This is a genomic window from Borrelia parkeri, from assembly GCF_023035815.1.
In the GTDB taxonomy this organism is placed as follows: domain Bacteria; phylum Spirochaetota; class Spirochaetia; order Borreliales; family Borreliaceae; genus Borrelia; species Borrelia parkeri.
Genome location: NZ_CP073159.1, coordinates 151,953 through 169,676 on the forward strand (window position 1 = coordinate 151,953; position 17,724 = coordinate 169,676).

The following is a 17,724-nucleotide window of genomic DNA, read 5'->3' on the forward strand; positions in this document are numbered from 1 at the left end:
AAGGAGCAACAAATGAGATTAATCATTAGATCTAACTATAACGACATTTCAAAATGGGCTGCTAATCATGTAGCTATGAGAATAAAAAAGTTTTTACCAACAAAAGAAAAACCATTCATTTTAGGACTCCCAACGGGTAGCTCACCAATTGGAATGTATAAACATTTAATTGAAATGAATAAACTTGGAAAAATTTCATTTGAAAATGTAGTCACATTTAATATGGATGAATACATAAAATTAGATAAAAATCACCCTGAAAGCTATCACTCATTTATGTGGAGCAACTTTTTTTCACATATAGATATCAAAAAAGAAAATATACACATGTTAAATGGTAATGCTACTAATCTTATAAATGAATGTGAAGAATATGAAAACAAAATTAAATCTTACGGTGGTATTATGCTTTTTGTGGGAGGAATTGGACCTGATGGTCATATTGCCTTTAATGAACCTGGATCATCACTGAGCTCAAGAACAAGAATTAAAACTTTGACTCAAGACACAATTATCGCAAACTCAAGGTTTTTTGAAAATGATATTAATAAAGTTCCCAAAAGTGCCTTAACAGTAGGAGTAGGAACAATTATGGATTCAAAAGAAGTGATGATTATAGTAAATGGACATAACAAAGCAAGAGCATTAAAACATGCTATTGAAAAAGGAGTAAATCATATGTGGACAATTAGTGCTCTACAGTTACATAAAAACGCAATCATAGTATCAGACGAAGCTGCAACATATGAACTAAAAGTCGGCACAGTAAAGTATTTCAATGATATCGAAAGGGATAATTTTAATAATGACATATAAACGTTATTAATTTCTAAAAATAGTAAATACAACATAAACTAAGCACAAGACATAAATTCTTTAAGCCTAGTTTACGAAACGCTTAAAATAACATTATTCTATGATTTCATTATATACTCTTGAAACCTCTTCCCAATTTAAAACCTTAAAGAACGCATCAATATATTCAACTCTTCTATTTTGATATTTAAGATAATAAGCATGTTCCCAAACATCAATACCTAAAATAGGTTTATAGTCTTCCATCAAAGGACTGTCCTGATTTTGTCTTGATATTATTTGCAATTCTTTACTTGCATGAAGAACCAGCCAAGCCCAACCACTTCCAAAAATACTAATAGCTGCATCTCTTAAGGCCATCTTAAGATTATCAAGACTGCCAAAAGTAGCATTTACATGCTCTTCAAAATTTTCTAAAATATTATCTTTATTCCCAGGTCTTAAAATCCTAAAATACAAAGTATGATTAGAATACCCACCAGCATTATTTCTAATAGCTGCTTGGAACTCTTTGGGAAATCGCTGAATATTTTTTAATATACTCTCAATATCCTGAGAATAATTTATTTCTGTCTTCTCAAGAACAGAATTTAAATTTACTGTATATGCATTATGATGTTTACTATGATGAATTTCCATTGTCTTAGCATCAATGTATGGCTCTAAAACATCATAAGCATAACCAAGTTCTGGTAATTTAAACACAAAATCCTCCTTTTTAGCTTTTTCCATGACAATTTTTATATTTCTTTTCACTGCCACAATAACAGGGTTCATTCCTCCCAATTTTAGGAGTACTTCTAATTATTTGAACTCCTACTGTATTACCTTTATCTGCCGAAGCAATGCCCGAAAATTCCTTATGAGTAGCACGAACATTTTTAGGCTTTTTATTTTTATAACCACTAGAATCAACATCCACTCTCACCTGCAAAGTTCGCCTTAAAGTTTCAACCTTAATATCTTTAACAAGCTCACTAAAAATCGCAAAACCTTCTTCCTTATATTCAGTAATTGGATTTTTATTAGCATAAGATCTCAGATAAACCGATTCTCTTAAAGAATCAAGATTTGCAAGATGATCTTGAAACTTAGAGTCAATATTCCTTAAATATTCATGTTTTAAAAATTCATTAAAAAATTCAACTCCTATTAATTCTTCCTTTGCATCTAAATTAGCCCTTGCAATTTCCATTAACTTATTTTTTAAATCCACAATATTCATTGTTTCAACAGAACCAACACTTTCCATCATATAAGCAAAAATTGAATTTATCTCATTTAGTACAGAACTCGTAACTACTTCACCCTTAACTTGATCAAATAAAAAATCAAGATATTCTCTTAAAGAGAGAAGAACACGTTCCTTAATATTATTATCAACAAGAATTAAATTTCTTTGAGAATAAATAAACTCCCTATGCTTTGTTATAACATCATCATACTCTAAGAGATGCTTTCTAATCTCAAAATTTCTATCTTCCACACGCTTTTGTGCATTAACTAAGGATTTCGTTAACAAAGAATGCGCAATAGGCTCACCTGTTGCCATTCCAAGTTTTCCCATTAAAGCTCTCAAATTATCGCCTGCAAAAAGCCGCATCAGATCATCTTCAAGGGATACATAAAACCTTGACCGACCAGGATCGCCCTGTCTTCCTCCTCGTCCCCTAAGCTGATTATCTATTCTTCTTGACTCATGGCGTTCACTACCAATAACATAAAGCCCACCAAGAGCCTTTACTTCCTCATAATCTTCAAGATACTGTTCTCTCTCATTTTGCATAGCCTTCTGAAACTCTTCAAGAGTCATACCCGTTCCAAACTTTTTACGAACTCGATGCTCAAGATTACCACCAAGTTTAATGTCAGTACCACGTCCAGCCATATTAGTTGCAATTGTAACAGAATGTTTTGCTCCTGCTTCAGCAATAATCAACGCTTCACGAAAATGATTCTTTGCGTTTAAAACTTCATGTCTAATACCTTTATTTTTAAACATATTTGAGAGAATTTCAGATTTTTCAATAGAAACTGTCCCAACAAGCACAGGTTGACCTTTTTTATAAGCCTCATAAACTTCATCCGTAATTGCTTTAAATTTAAATTCCTCGGTGTAATAAATAATATCATCCTCATCTATTCTTGCTACCAATTTATTCGTTGGGACAACTATAACATCAAGATTATATATTCTATGAAATTCTTTTGCCTCTGTATCAGCCGTACCAGTCATGCCAGAAATTTTTTTAAACATTCTAAACAAATTTTGAAATGTAATCGTTGCCATAGTTTTATTTTCACTTGCAACTTTAACACCTTCCTTAGCCTCAATAGCCTGATGCAATCCATCAGAATATCTGCGTCCTTTCAAAATACGACCTGTAAACTCATCAACAATTTCAACCCCAGAATCCCCAACAATATATTCTCTGTCCTTTAAAAAAAGTAAATGAGCTTTTAATGCCTGAGTCATATAATGAACATAATTAAAATTAGAATCAACATACATAGATCCCTTAATTATGCCTTTTGAAACCAAAATTTGTTCAAGATTATTTAAACCATTTGCCGTAAAAGATACTCTCTTACCCTTTTCATCAATCGTATAATCCCCATCAAGCTCATCGATCTCTAAAGGATAATCTCCAGTTTTTGGATCTTTAGAGCATTCTTTTAAAAGCGAAACAAGAGAATTGACCTCAAGATAAGCACTAGTATCTCCTTCTGTAGAACCTGAAATAATTAAAGGGGTTCTAGCCTCATCAATCAAAATAGAATCAATCTCATCGATAATACAATAATTAAAATTTCTTAAAGATTTTTGAGACAAATCAAAGCACATGTTATCTCTTAAATAATCAAATCCAAGCTCATTATTTGTAACATAAGTAATATCTTTATCGTACTCTACCTTCCGTCTAGCAGAATCCATATTAGATAACACAACACCAACACTAACTCCTAAAAGCTCAAAAACAGGTTTCATCCAATTTGAATCACGCTCCGCAAGATAATCATTAACTGTAACGATAATAACACCACCACCCGTTAAACTATTAAGGTAAGCGGCTTGCACTGAAGATAAAGTCTTACCTTCCCCTGTTTTCATCTCTATTATTTTACCCTGATGGAGCGCAAGTCCAGCAATAAGTTGAACATCATAAGGTCTCTCCTTAAGTCGCCTTCTGGCAGCTTCTCGAGACAGTGCAAATGCTCTCTCTAAAATATCTTCTAAAGTTTTACCTTCCTTAAGTTCATCTCTAAATTTCTCTGTTTCCATAGCAAAATCTTCATCTGACAAAGACAATGCCCAAGATTCAAGCTTATTAATAGTTCTCAAAACAGGAAAATAACTTTTTAGATCCCTTTTACTTTTTGAACCAATAGTTGCTTCAAATATCGCTCTTAACATATCAGGTCTCAATTCTCCTAAAACAATTGACTTTCAACCATTTAAAATAATAACATCTAAAACATGAAAAAGTTTTATAAAATTCATTTAAATCTATTTTTTATGATTATATCATGTAATATCAAAACTTTAAACGAACTTGGAGAACAACAATTTAAAATACCATTTGGAACGTTACCTGGAGAAATAACACCACTTGTAAACAAATTTACCAATTCAAGCTTTGATATCAAAACATACAATGGACTTGTATACATTGTAGAAGCAAAAGCAAATAAACTCATGATTTTTAATTCTTATGGGAAATTAATTCAAACTTACCAAAATGGCATATTCAAAACAAATTCTGATCTTAAAATCAAAAAAGTAGATTTTGAAAATATTAAGGCAATTTATCCATCAAAAGACTTTATTGTAGTATCAGATAAGCTAAATAATAAGAAATCTAAATTTGATGAGAAAGAAAATATAGCATACTCTACACGAATATTTATTTTAAATAAAGATTCATCTGTAGAAGTATTGGGACAAGAAGGACGGAATGGAACACTATTTCCACAAGTTTACGATATCAATATTGACGACAAAAACAACATAGCAATAATCACTATATCTAATGAAGGATATATAATATACTCCTACGATAAAGATCTCTCACCCCTCTACAAAATTTATGTTAATACAAATATATTACAAATACCGGAAGAAGAGAAAAAAAAATATAACATATCAATAGATAAAGTATTTTTTGAAGTAAACAAAAAAATCATTTATGTAAAGACAACTCACTATGAAAACATTAGAACAAATGAAAACATTAACGACCTTGGAGTGAGAATCAAAAATCAATATTTTTATACAATGAGCTTAAACAAAAATAAGGAATTTGAAATAAAAAATAAAATTACACTACCCCAAAACTTATTAGATGATCAACAAGAAAGTTTTATAAATATCATTGGAATTCAAAAAGATAAAATAATAGCATCCACTAACATGAGGAACCTGTCTAATACTTTAATATGGAAATTGGACAATAAGGGCAAAATAAAAGAACAAATGGTCCTAATCGAACCACCTAACCTTAAATTTCTTGCTGAAAGCCTATCTAAGGATGGAATACTTAGTATACTTTATGGAGAAAAAAATGGAGTCAGCGTCTATTGGTGGAATTTAAATACTTTACTTAAACTATGAGATAATTAAAAAGTCAACATTTATGAATTTATGAAAAATAAGAATTGCAAAAATAAAATACAAAATAATCATAAACAAAAACTAAAAAAAAATCTAACTCTGGGAATAATCTTTGTCATTATGCTAATTATTATCAAAATTTTATTAATTCCTAAATTACAAAAATTGGAAAGCAAATACAGCCCTACCATCAAAATAGAACATAAAATAAAAAATGAAAACCTATATATCAAAATCAATATTAAAAGTCAAAACATAAAAAACTTAGGAAAATCCAATATAGAAGTATACTTAGATAATAAACTTATTGAAAATAATATGATTTACATAGACAAGATTAACTATACATTATATACTAATGTTGCATACAGGAAAGAGGTTTTATTAAACATAGTGCTAATAAATCAAAAAGGCGATAAGGCATATTTTAGTAAAAAATTAGATCTTGGAGGATAATAGATGTTGCAAATATATTTTATATCTGTTTTACTTAATATCTTGGGGGGGATAGTGCTAGCATTCCCAATTTTGGGAGAAAGATTTAAGTGTTTAATCATCTTTGAAGAATTTATAAATTTAATTAACAATAACAAAAATGTAAGAAGCATTTTTGGCACAATATTTTTAATAGCTAGCATCTTTGAAATAATCATACCTTATGATTTGCCAATAATTGGAAATTTACTTCCTGCTATCAGTTTATTTTTTATTGGTTTCATCCTCTTTTTAAGTCAAAAAATGCCCACAAGCCTTCAAAATAATAAAGAATATGGAAAATTCAAATCTTTAATTGAAAGCAATAAAAAAGTAATAGGAATCTTAGCATTAATTATTGGAATAATTCATTTTTTTGCACCAAGAGTACCTTTTCTTTAAAAATTAGCTTCTGACATACAACTTTAATTGTAATTCCAAAAAATAAGACAATGAAATAAATCAAAAGGATATTTTAGATAAATGTAAAAACTAAAATTTTATTGTTAAACTCACCTACATATAAATGTAGTATAATATACAAAAATGATTAAAAATAAAGAAATCATAATAAATCTTAAAAATTTAGAATATAACATAACCGCAATTAAAAATCATATTCAAAAAAGAGAATTAGTAGCCACACTAAAAGCTGATGCATACGGACATGGACTTATTCAGACATTTAAATTTTTAAAAGAAAAAGGGATAAATTATTTTGGTATTTTTTGGATAGATGAAGCTTTAAAGATTAAAAAAATAGACAAAAGAGCGAATGTATTGCTCTACATCAACACAGATAAAAGTGCAATAAAAAATCTAGTTAAATTCGATATTACACCCTTTGTTGCTGACTCTCAATATTTATCACTAATAGAACAAGAATGTAGAAAACAAAATAAAAAAATCAAGGTTCATTTAAAAGTTGATGTTGGAATGAATAGATATGGAATCAAAATAGAAAATGCTCTTAATCTAGCAATGCAAATTCAAAATTCAAAATTAGTAGAATTTGAAGGAGTTTGCACACATTTACCAATAACAGAAAATAGAAAAATTACTCAGTCACAAATCAAAAAATTTGTTCATTTTATAAACGAACTTAAGACCAAGAATATAAAACCAAAATTCATTCATACCTCTAACTCAGAACACATAACAAACTATCCAATAAGTGAAAAATTTAATATGGTACGACCAGGACTTATCTTATATGGATATCATCCAAATTCAAATAGCTTAAACAATAATTTACAACTTAAACCCGTACTAAGCTTATATTCAAAAATCATATTTCTTAAAAAGATAAAAAAGGGAGAACAAATATCATACTCTGGTCTATTCACAGCAAAAGAAGATATGCAAATTGGACTTTTACCAGTTGGATACTTCGATGGAATTCCACAAAATACATCTAACAATTTTTATTGTATAATAAGAGATAAAAAATGCTTCATTAGAGGAAAAATATGTATGAATATTTCAATAATAGAAATCCCTAAAGATCTAAAAATTAATATAGGAGAAAAAGTAGAAATTACTTCCGAAAGATTAAGCTTAGACATACTTAGCAAAGAATCTGGTATGAGTAAATATGAAATACTTTGTTCCATTGGAAAACATGAGAAAAAGAAATATTTATATTAAATTACCTAAAGAATCAAACTTTTGAAAATCAACTAAATTTCCTTTACTATCATAAATCCATTTATAAACCGAAATCCCCCCAATATCATCTCTTAGCCTTAAATCTGGACCATGATTTGTTTTTTTTGAAATCTTGCCAAATTTATTATACTCATATTTATACACACTAACACCGTGAATATCATCTTGTAACTGGCCTAGATTGCCAAAATTTTTCTGACTAATAAGTCTATTTTGTTTATCATATTCATAAGCATACTCAAAAACAGCACCCCGATCTGCAACCAAAACCCCACTCTTAGAATAATTACTCTTCAAGATCAAATTGCCATTAACATCATATACAAATTTATATCTAAAAACACCTGCAAAATCATCTATAGGATTATCAAAATCTCCATAATGCTCTTGAGATTTAAGAAGGCCATCTTCATTATAAGCATACTTATAAATCATCACCCCATTGGAATCACTAATTAAATTAAAATTTTTATCAAAAAAAAGATTTTCAATTAAATAAAACTTATTATCATACTTATAACTATAAACTGCAATACCCTTAAAGTTATTCATTATTTCATATTTTTCCTCATAACTAGCAGGAATATCACTATTATAATTTTTATTTATTCTATTACTATAATTTATTACCCTTTTTTCATTATTTTGCATATAAAAAATGGTTTTTCTCATAGCATAACCATTCTGACTAACGGTTAAATTATTATTAGCATCATAATTATACTCCTTATAAAAATAGTCCTTTTCTTTTAAATTATATTCATATCTATATATTGCTACATTATTTTCATCGGGAGTTAAATTATTTTTAATATCATAATTTAAAATTTCAATGAGCTTGCCGTCAAAATCATAACGATACGTCTTTATTGCAACAGAAAAAGGGTTTGCATACAAAGAAACTACCGGATCTAAATATTCTTCCCTTATAATATTATGTGAACTGTCATAAGTTAACCTAAAACCATATATTCCATTCTTAGCCTTAATATTATAATTGTTATCATCGTAATATAAAACTGTTTTCCTCCGATCAGAATCATCATAAATAATTTTAGTATAATAAACATCATTTAAATCTTTAATTTGAAAACCAACCTCACTAAACCTATAAACATAAAAACTACTATCATCATTGTAAATAAAATGATAATAAGCAATTCCATACTTATCCCTTATAATCTCATTGGATTTATTATAATTAAAAATACTCTTCGGTCTGCCATTTGGAAAATATTCTATTTGTTCAACATAAACATCTTTTAAATTCTTAGCAGCAAAACCTCCATTTAAAAATAATCTCCTTTCTATATCCTCAGAATATTCTATTTTGATCTGATTTGCACCAAAAAAAGAAGGAATTAAAATATTAAGTTTGCCAACATAATCAACAAATACAAGCCTGCCATCATCATAAGTAAATTTATATCCACACTCTTCTTCCGCATTTTCTTTACTGATCTCATATTTCCCGATTATCCTATAATTAATATCATAATCAGCAAACCTATAATAAATTTCTTCTGCAAAAAGAGCACAAGACACAAAAAACATCACCAAAAACATAGTCATTCCTTGATCAATCAACCTTATTTTGATAAATTTATTATACAATAAATTAGTTTAACTAGGAGTTTAATATGGCAAAAATTTCTAAAAATGCTCAAAGAAGTGGTTCTAAAGAGTTATTAAGCAGGTGGGGCGGAAAAATTATAATGAAGTCTAAATTTGAAAATGGTAAAATAAAACACTATGCTGAATGTCAAACCTCAAAAAATACAGCAAGAAGACCTAAAGATTTATTTTAAAATTTATTTTTTATTCAATTTATCTTCAAATTTCAACCAAGCTTCATCTTGTTCACTTTTAGTATAGGCCCTATTTAAGGTTGCTTCCTTAGGGGTTTTGCCTTTTCTAACATAAGAACTCCTAATTTGCTCTCTTAGCTCTTCTTTTTGTTTTCGTCTTTTGTCCAGTTGTCTTTTCACTCTTTCATTTGGATCAAAAAGCTCAGCATGATTTTTAACAACAATCTTAGAATTTAATCTAGATAAAGCCTCTTTATAACTCTGCTGCCTCCCTGTTAAGAATAACACAAGCCTCTTTAACAAAGGCAAATCTCTATAAGCAGCATCTAAAAGATTAGATAGATCAACTTTATAAATCTTATAAAGTGGTAAAAATGTATTACTATTTTTAAAATATTTAGCGGCTTCAGTTTTGATTATATCCTTAAGATGCGTCTGAATATTCTGTGTTTTAGAAACTCGTTTATAATGCGAAACAATAAAATCAAGAAATGCGACCTTATTTTTTAAACAATAATCATTTATATCATAATTAGCAATAAATTCAATCAATGTTTTTTCAAGACCTTTTTCTGTTAACATAGTAGAAGAATTCTTCCCACTATTAAATATTTTCACAAATTCATTTCTCAACTTATCCCTAATATCAACTAAAATTTGATCGAATTCCTTTAAAAACATAGAATAGGCACATGGCTTATACAAATACATTCCAGATTTAATACTAAATATTTTGGGTAACGAACCCTTAATGTTGGACTCAAAAAAGTATTCATTAGCCGTTTTTAAAAAATATTCAGAATCAGATAATCCCTCAGCATGCTCTTGAAGAATATTTTTAAATTCTTCAATATTAATAAATCTCGGTTTAAACTCTATTGTTTTTTCAATTGATTTCAAAGTTTCATCAATTTTAATGCTTTCTAAATTTTTAAGTTCTTCTAAGTTTTTCTCATTAGTAATATAAATATTCAATACTTCTAAAAAAGTAAAGTAATGTTTAGAAATATTAACGCCTTTCTTATTTAAAATTTCTTCCTTATTTTCTAAAATTCCTAAAAGCAAATTATAAGTAACTCCCACACCATTAATACCCTCATCTAACATTCGATCATATTCACTAAGCTTTATATTTTTAGCTCTCATAAAAACATCTTTAACTATTCTGTTAGAAGCAATCCCGAATAAAATTCTCTTCATAAATTCAATAAAATATAAGGCTTTTCCTGATGGAATTATTAAAGAATCCAACACAAATATCTTTTTTGATGAAGAATTTTCTTGAAAATATTTAAGATTAATGTCTGAATTTGAAAGAATGACAAACTCTTTTTCGAAAGCCAATAAATTTTTATCTATATTCTTAATTGTAAGTAAAGTACTAAAAAGTTCTATTCCCACATAATGCTTTAAAAACAAATCCTCGATAGCATAATAATAAAAATCATAACTATTTTCATCTGTTATTATTATTTTATAAGGTACTATTTCTCCATTGGATGTTGACTGATTAATAATAATTCCTCTTTTAACCTCATAAAGCTTGCGAAATAAAAAATCTAATTCTCCTTTAAGAGTACGAATTTTAACAGAATAATCTTCGATAAATTTAGCATAATCTATAATATTGTGCTTATGTTCCAAAATAATCCTTAAAATCATTTTTTGAGTATCTGAAGAAATCCCTATTTGAGAAATCAAAATATCAACTTCTTTATCATTAAGATAGAAAATTTCGGGTAATTTTTTCATCTTATATTTTCAAGCTCCTCATATACAAAACAATAATAACATATAATAACATATTGACAAATTCAATAGAATTAAAACACACCAAATAAAAATGAATTATATAAAATATACAAACATAAAAATATAATAGCAGGTCCTCTGCTAAAAGCTCCTATAAATCTCACTATGAATAATAACATTAAAGATACAACAAACATGATACTAAAATCAGTCAAATAAATATTACTCATGAGTACTGGATTTACAAAACTACTACTAGATAAAATAAAACCAATATTAAATATATTACTTCCAATGATATTACCAAGGGCAATATCTGACTCCTTTTTAATTACTGCAAAAAGAGAAACGATAATCTCTGGGATGCTGGTCCCAAAAGCTACAAAAATAATTCCAATCACTTTCTCACTAATATTAAAAACATTGTGTGCAATGTATATTGAACTATCTATTAACAACTTTGAACCGAAATATAAGAAATATATACTTAATAATAAGAGCAAAGTATTTAAAAATAAAAACTTAAACCCATAATTACAATTAAGATTTTCTAAATTTTTTATAATAGAATTATATTTTTTCTCTTCTTTATAAAATAAAAATAGATAAGATAAAAATAAAATTAAAATCACCAATGAACTGGTTCTATAATAAGGTACCTTAAAAAAAGACAAAGTATCAAAATCAAAAGAAAACAATAAAAGAAGAAACATCAATAAAAATAAAATTATAAAAGAAAATTTGAGTCTCTTAAAATCAGTTTTAATCCTTAAAAAAAACCCTGTTAAGGGAAGTGCAAGCAACATATTAATGATATTACTCCCAATGATATTAGAAACAATAATTTCATTTTTCCCCTTAAGAGATGCTATTAAACTTGTAAAAAGCTCTGGTGAACTTGTTGACAAGGATACTATTATAACACCGATTAAAAGATTAGGAACTTGAAAATAAGTAGCAATGTTAACAGAACTATTTAAAAGATAATTCCCACCAAGATACAACAAAAATATACCAAATATTACACAAAAAAGATGAATATGTGCCAAAAAATCTCCTTCCACAAATATTTAAGAAAAATTTAAAAATTCGCTTAAATCACTCTTAACCATATAGTAAATATTAGATGCATTCCATAAACTAAAGCCATTACCTAAAGATTCCTTAACGCCTCTTAATTGATGAGAAAAATATTTTAAATAAACTTCTTTACTCACACGACGTTCAGAACCAAGCAAAAAAGCTTGAACATAAGGTCTAATTATAACCTTACCCGAAGAAAATACAGCTGCTCTATTACTCCCTTCCTTATAAATTTTATAAGCTCTAGTAGTATAGTATAACTCATTCTTTAAAAAATCGTTAGTATAATGAGAAGGATAGAACATTGGAGAAATAACATCAACATAATCCGCAATCATAGAAATATTTTGACCAATACTATTTGTAATAAACCATCCATTATTTCCATAAATGTCAATAGAAATAGGAATAGAAATATTTTTTCTAGCCATAATTAAAAAAGATTCAAGAGCATCAATCGCACGCATCTTATATTTATTAAATCTTGAAGTTATAAGAGACACAGGCCCATCTGTTGGAAATCTAATATAATCAAACTGAATCTCATCAACTCCAAGAGACTGAATTTCTTTTGCAATAGATAAATTATAATCCCACGTACCTTGCAAGAAGAGATCTACCCAATGTTCCTTTTGAACAAATTTAAAAGAATCACCATGATCAACCTTTACAAGGTTTGCCCAAGGCTGATTGGTCTTTTTATTCCAAAGAGCATACTCATAATTATTATAAAAATAAAGTTTAGCGTCTTTAAACACAACAACTCGTGCAATAACATATATTCCAAGTTCTTTTGCTTTATTTAAAATATAAGGAACATCTATCAAATTTTTAACAGCCTTTATCTTATTTGGCAAAGCTAATTTACTTGCATAAGTTAAAATACCACTATCATCTTTAAAGTCAATAATAACAGCATTCATGCCTAATCTTTTTATAAACTCAAATCTCTCATCAATAGCTGTTTTACTTCGAAGAGTATAAGCCGTTAAATAAATTGACCCCTTATTAGAAGCAAGATGCATTCTTTCTAATTTTTTAATAGAATTTTCTCCATACACAGAAAATTGACCATCAAAAGTCCATTTGCCATCAACATAGGAATAAAAATGATTATCATAAGTTCTAACTAAAAGTTTTTCTATTTTTGAATCTGATAAATCAATAATACGCACTATCTGTTTTTTAAAGGGAAAATCTAACTTCCTAACAACCCCTAGAGTTGTATTAATTAAAATAATATCTCCATAAATTCCACAGGAAAAGTACAACTCATTTGCATTGTTTCTTGAAAACTCGATTGCACTAACCATATCATAATAACCAGCACCCAGATATGTCTTAGAAATTAAAGAATTTAAGCTCTTAAAATCCAAATTATCATTAACACTTAAATAAATTCCACTATTAGAAGTACCAACAGCAATACGCTTATATTCTCCTCGAGATAATGCACTTGATGTAATGTAAGAATTTTTATTAAATTTCTCATTGTCAACTAATTTTATAAAACTTTTAAAATAATTATGAGAAACATAAACAGAGTCATTAGTTGTCAAAAGGGAATTTGAAGAATAAAAATCTTCATAAATAGAAGTTATTCTCTTAGACACAGGTCTTGCAAACGGATATATCCATCTAGTCTCTAGCCCCTTAGGTTCAACCTTAAATATCACATCATTATGCTTTTTATATAAAGCACCTTTATTAATAAAAAATAAATCACCATTCTTAAAATATTTAGTCTCGTCTAATGAATGCAAATGAAAACACAAGAAAAAATAAGAAAACAACAAGCAAATTATATACAAAAGCATCATACATGTATTAAGTTTCATATAAATAACATCCAACCTTTTTTAAAATAAATTTAAAAATAAATATTAAAAAAACAAATATCATTTTAACAAATTATTGAAGTTCCTATTAAGTTCTTCCATAAAGTTTTGTAATATCACTTATCTTTTTGCTTAAATCGTCACTCAAATCATCACTTAATATTCTAAAATTGTTAAGCATTGCATCAGACATATTTATACTAAAATCAGCTACCAAATCAAGATAATCTTTCATTGGAATTATTACACTCTTTGCAACACTAGCCATCGCCCCCCTTATCATATCCCAAACAATAGCATTTTCACTAGTATTGAAATAATCAAAAATATATTTTTTATGCTCATTATCAACAGAGTTAATAAATCCACGAATAGTATTACTCTCATGAGTACCTGTATAAACAACACAATTTTTTATATAATTATGGGGAAGATATATATTTGTGGAATCAAAATCAAATGCACATTGCATCATTTTAGTTCCAGGAAAACCAAAATAATCTCTTAACCTAAATGTATCTCCACGATCTTTTACAAGGTCTTCAACCCAAATTTCTAAATCATTAATCTCATTTAGAACCTGTTTAAAAAAATCTTTCCCAGGACATTTTACCCATTGTCCACCAAATAGCAAAGATTCTTCTGCAGAAACCTCCCAAGTTGATACAAATCCTCTAAAATAGTCGATTCTAACAATATCCACATATTTACGCAAAAAATCAATACGATTAATCCACCATGCATAATCATCTTTTCTTAAAGCTTTCCAATTATAAGCTGCATTACCCCAAAGATATTTTTTGCTAAACAAGCAATCAGGAGGAACACCTGTTACCTTATCTTTACTTGCATCAAACCTTAATTTAAAATATTTTTGATGCGCCCAAACATCAGCAGAATCATAAGACACAAAAATAGGAATATCACTTACTATTTTAATTCCAGCATTATTAGCATATTTTTTTAAAGCTTTAAATTGTGAAAAAAAGAAATATTGTAAAACTTGTTGAATATTGATCTCAACTTCAAGTGTCTCTCTAAGCTTAGCTAAAGCCTTAGCATCCCTTTTTAAAATTTCTCTACTAAATAAAAGATTAAAAGCCTGTGAAGATTGAAACTTAGAATAGTACTCTTTAAAAGCAACAAAATTTGAAAAATCTAAAAGCCAATAAGCAGCTGATTTTTTAAACTTTTCAAATGCATGAATCTCATCAATTGTTGCCCTGTGCAAAAAATTCAAAGCAGCATTTCTTAAAACAACTTCCTTAGCTTTTAACTTATCATAATCAACATATCTATCTTCCAAGCATTCAAGAGTGCCTAAGTCTATGTCAATAAACCTATCAATAGCATTTAAATCAATATAATTGATATTACCAGCAAATGCAGAACAAGTTGAATAAGGAAACTCCACAAAATTAGGAGGCGAATAAGGCAATATCTGCCAATAACCTTGTGATGAAGCGGCAAGAAAATCTATAAATTTATATGCCCCTTTCCCTAAATCACCAATACCGTATTTAGATGGCAGAGAACTAATATTTAGCAAAATTCCACTTTTTCTTTTCATTTTTTATACCTCAAAACAATTGACTATTTAATTAATATCTTAAAACAAATATCCACATACAATCATTATAACTAAAATGTAAAACTCATAAAGCATTATTCAAAAGATTTAATGAAATATTTTTCAAAAAATATAATCTCAATTATGATATAATTCGTTAAATGAATATTAAAATTGTTATATTACTATTTTTAACAAATACTCTAGCATTTTCATCCGAAATATTAGAATTTAAATACACTAAGGGGACTAAATTCAGAATAGAAACTACAGATAATCAAGAAATTTACCTAAATGAAAGATTTAACTCAAAAACCAAAACTAATATCCAAGTCTCAAGCGAAGTAAAAGATGTAAAAAATAATTTTGCAGATATTAAATCTTACTTTAGAGTGTTAAAAAAAGATAATGAGAGCGACGTTTACTTACTTAAAGAAGAATTTGAAGGAAATTTTAGCATAAACAAACAAGGAGAATATAAAATTAATAATGCTCAAAAAAGACCTTCTGTTAGAGGCATCCCAAGATTCCCAAAAACACCCATAAAAGTAAATGAAAGTTGGACATATCCAGCAGAAGAATATATTCAAGCATCTGAGATTTCACAAGAAATAAAAGATTTTGTTATAAAATTTGATGTAAATTATGTGTACAAAGGCAAAGAAAAAATAGATGGCAAATACTACGACATAATTCTCTCAAATTATAAATCTAAATATAACGTAAAAAACATATTATTCTCTCAAAAGGTTAACCAAATAATTTATTTCGACTCAAAATTAGGAAACATATATAAATATAACGATACATATGAATTTCAAATGCAAAATGACAACAATAATATCAAAATGACTGGAAACTCATTTGGGAAAATAATCTCTATTGAACTACCAAATGACAACATAATAGAGCATGAAATTAAAGAATATATTAGCACAAAACAGATAGACTCTATTAACATAGAGAAAAACAAAAATGGCATTAAATTAAGCTTAGATATTGAATTCTACCCTGATTCTTTCCAAATCATTAACAAAGAATATAACAAACTAAAACACATAGCCAATTTATTAGAAAAGTTTAAAGACAACAATATTCTAATAGAAGGACATACAGCAAAGTTTGGAACAGAACAAGAAATGCAAGAATTGTCTGAAAAAAGAGCTCATTCAATTGGAAACTATTTATTAAAAATGAAAGTAAAGAACAAAAACCAAATATTTTTTAAAGGATGGGGTGCTAAAAAACCTAAGTATGCAAACTCATCTCCTTTAGCATCAAAAAATCGAAGAGTAGAAATTACAATTCTAAACAATTAAATATTAAATTGATCGCTTGCTCTTTTTTTCTTTTTTAGTCTGACAAATTATACATAAAAATGCATAAGGAATAGCCTCAAGTCTTTCTCTTGTAATACTCTTATCACATGCCAAACAATTACCATAAGTATTTTGGGAAATTCGATAAAGCGCCTGATTTATTAAATGCAGTTTTTTTTTCTCAACTGAACTTAAAGCTTCAAGATTATTTCCATCCATATTGTCAAATGCAATATCAATTATGTCCTTTAAATGCATATCATTATTAATGATCTCTCTTTTACTATCCTCAACAGATCTTATAGAATTTAATATTCTTTTTTTTGATTCTAAAAGAAAATTTCGCATCTTTTCAACAAATTCATGCTCAAAATTACTTTTCTGCATGATATTACCTCCCTATAATAAATTACAATTTTTAAAAAACTCCGTGTAATTATATAAACAATCCCATATAATGTAAACTAGTACATTAATTTTTAATAAAAAAATAATTGCAATGATACTCCTAATTGTGTACAATTTATTCTGTTACATAAATAACAAGGGGGCATTTTGAACACTAAAGAAGAAGCTATTGAAACTGAAGGTATTGTTAAAGAATCTCTACCTAACACAATGTTTAGGGTAGAACTTAAAAATGGGCATTTAGTTTTAGCTCATCTATCTGGAAAGATGAGAAAACATTTTATAAAAATAGTTCCTGGAGATAGAGTGAAGGTTGAGCTATCACCTTATGATCTTACAAAAGGAAGAATAGTATATAGAGAAAAATAAATACTTA

At 27.8% G+C, this 17,724-nt stretch carries 16 protein-coding genes; 8 read left to right on the plus strand and 8 right to left on the minus strand.

Annotation, left to right across the window (positions count from 1 at the left end; translation table 11 throughout):
• Nucleotides 1–12 precede the first annotated feature (12 nt).
• Complete coding sequence (gene nagB, locus bpSLO_RS00735; protein ID WP_025375194.1) at nt 13–816, plus strand: glucosamine-6-phosphate deaminase; 804 nt, start codon at nt 13–15, stop codon at nt 814–816.
• Between the two features lie 93 nt (nt 817–909).
• On the opposite strand, the gene bpSLO_RS00740 is transcribed toward nagB, so the two are convergent.
• Together bpSLO_RS00740 and secA are read right to left on the minus strand one after the other, a co-directional pair.
• Nucleotides 910–1,521 (minus strand): superoxide dismutase, encoded by a 612-nt coding sequence (locus tag bpSLO_RS00740; protein WP_025375195.1) that lies wholly within the window; start codon nt 1,519–1,521, stop codon nt 910–912.
• Nucleotides 1,522–1,534: 13 nt separating this feature from the next.
• Nucleotides 1,535–4,231 carry a preprotein translocase subunit SecA gene (gene secA, locus bpSLO_RS00745; protein ID WP_025407499.1) on the minus strand — a complete coding sequence of 899 codons (2,697 nt, stop codon included), beginning with the start codon at nt 4,229–4,231 and terminating at the stop codon, nt 1,535–1,537.
• Between the two features lie 63 nt (nt 4,232–4,294).
• On the opposite strand from secA, the gene bpSLO_RS00750 reads away from it, so the two are divergent.
• The 4 genes from bpSLO_RS00750 (at nt 4,295) to alr (ending at nt 7,549) form a co-directional block, all read left to right on the plus strand.
• The gene (locus tag bpSLO_RS00750) at nt 4,295–5,428 is read left to right on the plus strand and encodes an LIC_12708 family protein (protein ID WP_025407498.1); all 1,134 of its coding nucleotides are present in this window, start codon (nt 4,295–4,297) and stop codon (nt 5,426–5,428) included.
• Between the two features lie 30 nt (nt 5,429–5,458).
• Nucleotides 5,459–5,884 carry a hypothetical protein gene (locus tag bpSLO_RS00755; RefSeq protein WP_246989713.1) on the plus strand — a complete coding sequence of 142 codons (426 nt, stop codon included), beginning with the start codon at nt 5,459–5,461 and terminating at the stop codon, nt 5,882–5,884.
• A gap of 3 nt (nt 5,885–5,887) precedes the next feature.
• Nucleotides 5,888–6,304 (plus strand): hypothetical protein, encoded by a 417-nt coding sequence (locus bpSLO_RS00760; RefSeq protein WP_025375199.1) that lies wholly within the window; start codon nt 5,888–5,890, stop codon nt 6,302–6,304.
• Nucleotides 6,305–6,448: 144 nt separating this feature from the next.
• Entirely contained in the window at nt 6,449–7,549 is a 1,101-nt protein-coding gene (gene alr / locus bpSLO_RS00765) for an alanine racemase (RefSeq protein WP_025375200.1), read from the plus strand.
• Here alr and bpSLO_RS00770 read toward each other — a convergent pair.
• Nucleotides 7,541–9,136, minus strand: coding sequence for a hypothetical protein (locus bpSLO_RS00770; RefSeq protein WP_025375201.1), 1,596 nt, complete (start codon nt 9,134–9,136; stop codon nt 7,541–7,543). The genes alr and bpSLO_RS00770 overlap by 9 nt on opposite strands.
• Nucleotides 9,137–9,210: 74 nt before the next feature.
• On the opposite strand from bpSLO_RS00770, the gene bpSLO_RS00775 reads away from it, so the two are divergent.
• Nucleotides 9,211–9,378 (plus strand): hypothetical protein, encoded by a 168-nt coding sequence (locus bpSLO_RS00775; protein WP_011772118.1) that lies wholly within the window; start codon nt 9,211–9,213, stop codon nt 9,376–9,378.
• 3 nt (nt 9,379–9,381) lie between these two features.
• On the opposite strand, the gene bpSLO_RS00780 is transcribed toward bpSLO_RS00775, so the two are convergent.
• From bpSLO_RS00780 to malQ, 4 genes are all read right to left on the minus strand, one after another.
• Nucleotides 9,382–11,130 (minus strand): hypothetical protein, encoded by a 1,749-nt coding sequence (locus bpSLO_RS00780; protein ID WP_025407497.1) that lies wholly within the window; start codon nt 11,128–11,130, stop codon nt 9,382–9,384.
• Between the two features lie 71 nt (nt 11,131–11,201).
• A complete protein-coding gene (locus bpSLO_RS00785) occupies nt 11,202–12,179 on the minus strand; it encodes a calcium/sodium antiporter (protein WP_025407496.1) in 978 nt (325 codons plus the stop codon).
• 21 nt (nt 12,180–12,200) lie between these two features.
• Nucleotides 12,201–14,051 (minus strand): putative glycoside hydrolase, encoded by a 1,851-nt coding sequence (locus bpSLO_RS00790; protein ID WP_038447954.1) that lies wholly within the window; start codon nt 14,049–14,051, stop codon nt 12,201–12,203.
• An 88-nt stretch (nt 14,052–14,139) separates the two neighbouring features.
• Nucleotides 14,140–15,621 (minus strand): 4-alpha-glucanotransferase, encoded by a 1,482-nt coding sequence (malQ, locus tag bpSLO_RS00795; protein WP_025407494.1) that lies wholly within the window; start codon nt 15,619–15,621, stop codon nt 14,140–14,142.
• Nucleotides 15,622–15,782: 161 nt separating this feature from the next.
• On the opposite strand from malQ, the gene bpSLO_RS00800 reads away from it, so the two are divergent.
• On the plus strand, nt 15,783–16,940 hold the full coding sequence (locus tag bpSLO_RS00800) for an OmpA family protein (protein ID WP_025407493.1): 1,158 nt from the start codon (nt 15,783–15,785) through the stop codon (nt 16,938–16,940).
• A 3-nt stretch (nt 16,941–16,943) separates the two neighbouring features.
• Here bpSLO_RS00800 and bpSLO_RS00805 read toward each other — a convergent pair whose 3' ends face one another.
• Nucleotides 16,944–17,327 carry a TraR/DksA family transcriptional regulator gene (locus bpSLO_RS00805; protein WP_025375207.1) on the minus strand — a complete coding sequence of 128 codons (384 nt, stop codon included), beginning with the start codon at nt 17,325–17,327 and terminating at the stop codon, nt 16,944–16,946.
• Nucleotides 17,328–17,495: 168 nt separating this feature from the next.
• Between bpSLO_RS00805 and infA the strand changes: the two genes are divergently transcribed.
• Nucleotides 17,496–17,717, plus strand: coding sequence for a translation initiation factor IF-1 (infA, locus tag bpSLO_RS00810; protein WP_011772125.1), 222 nt, complete (start codon nt 17,496–17,498; stop codon nt 17,715–17,717).
• Nucleotides 17,718–17,724: the final 7 nt, after the last annotated feature.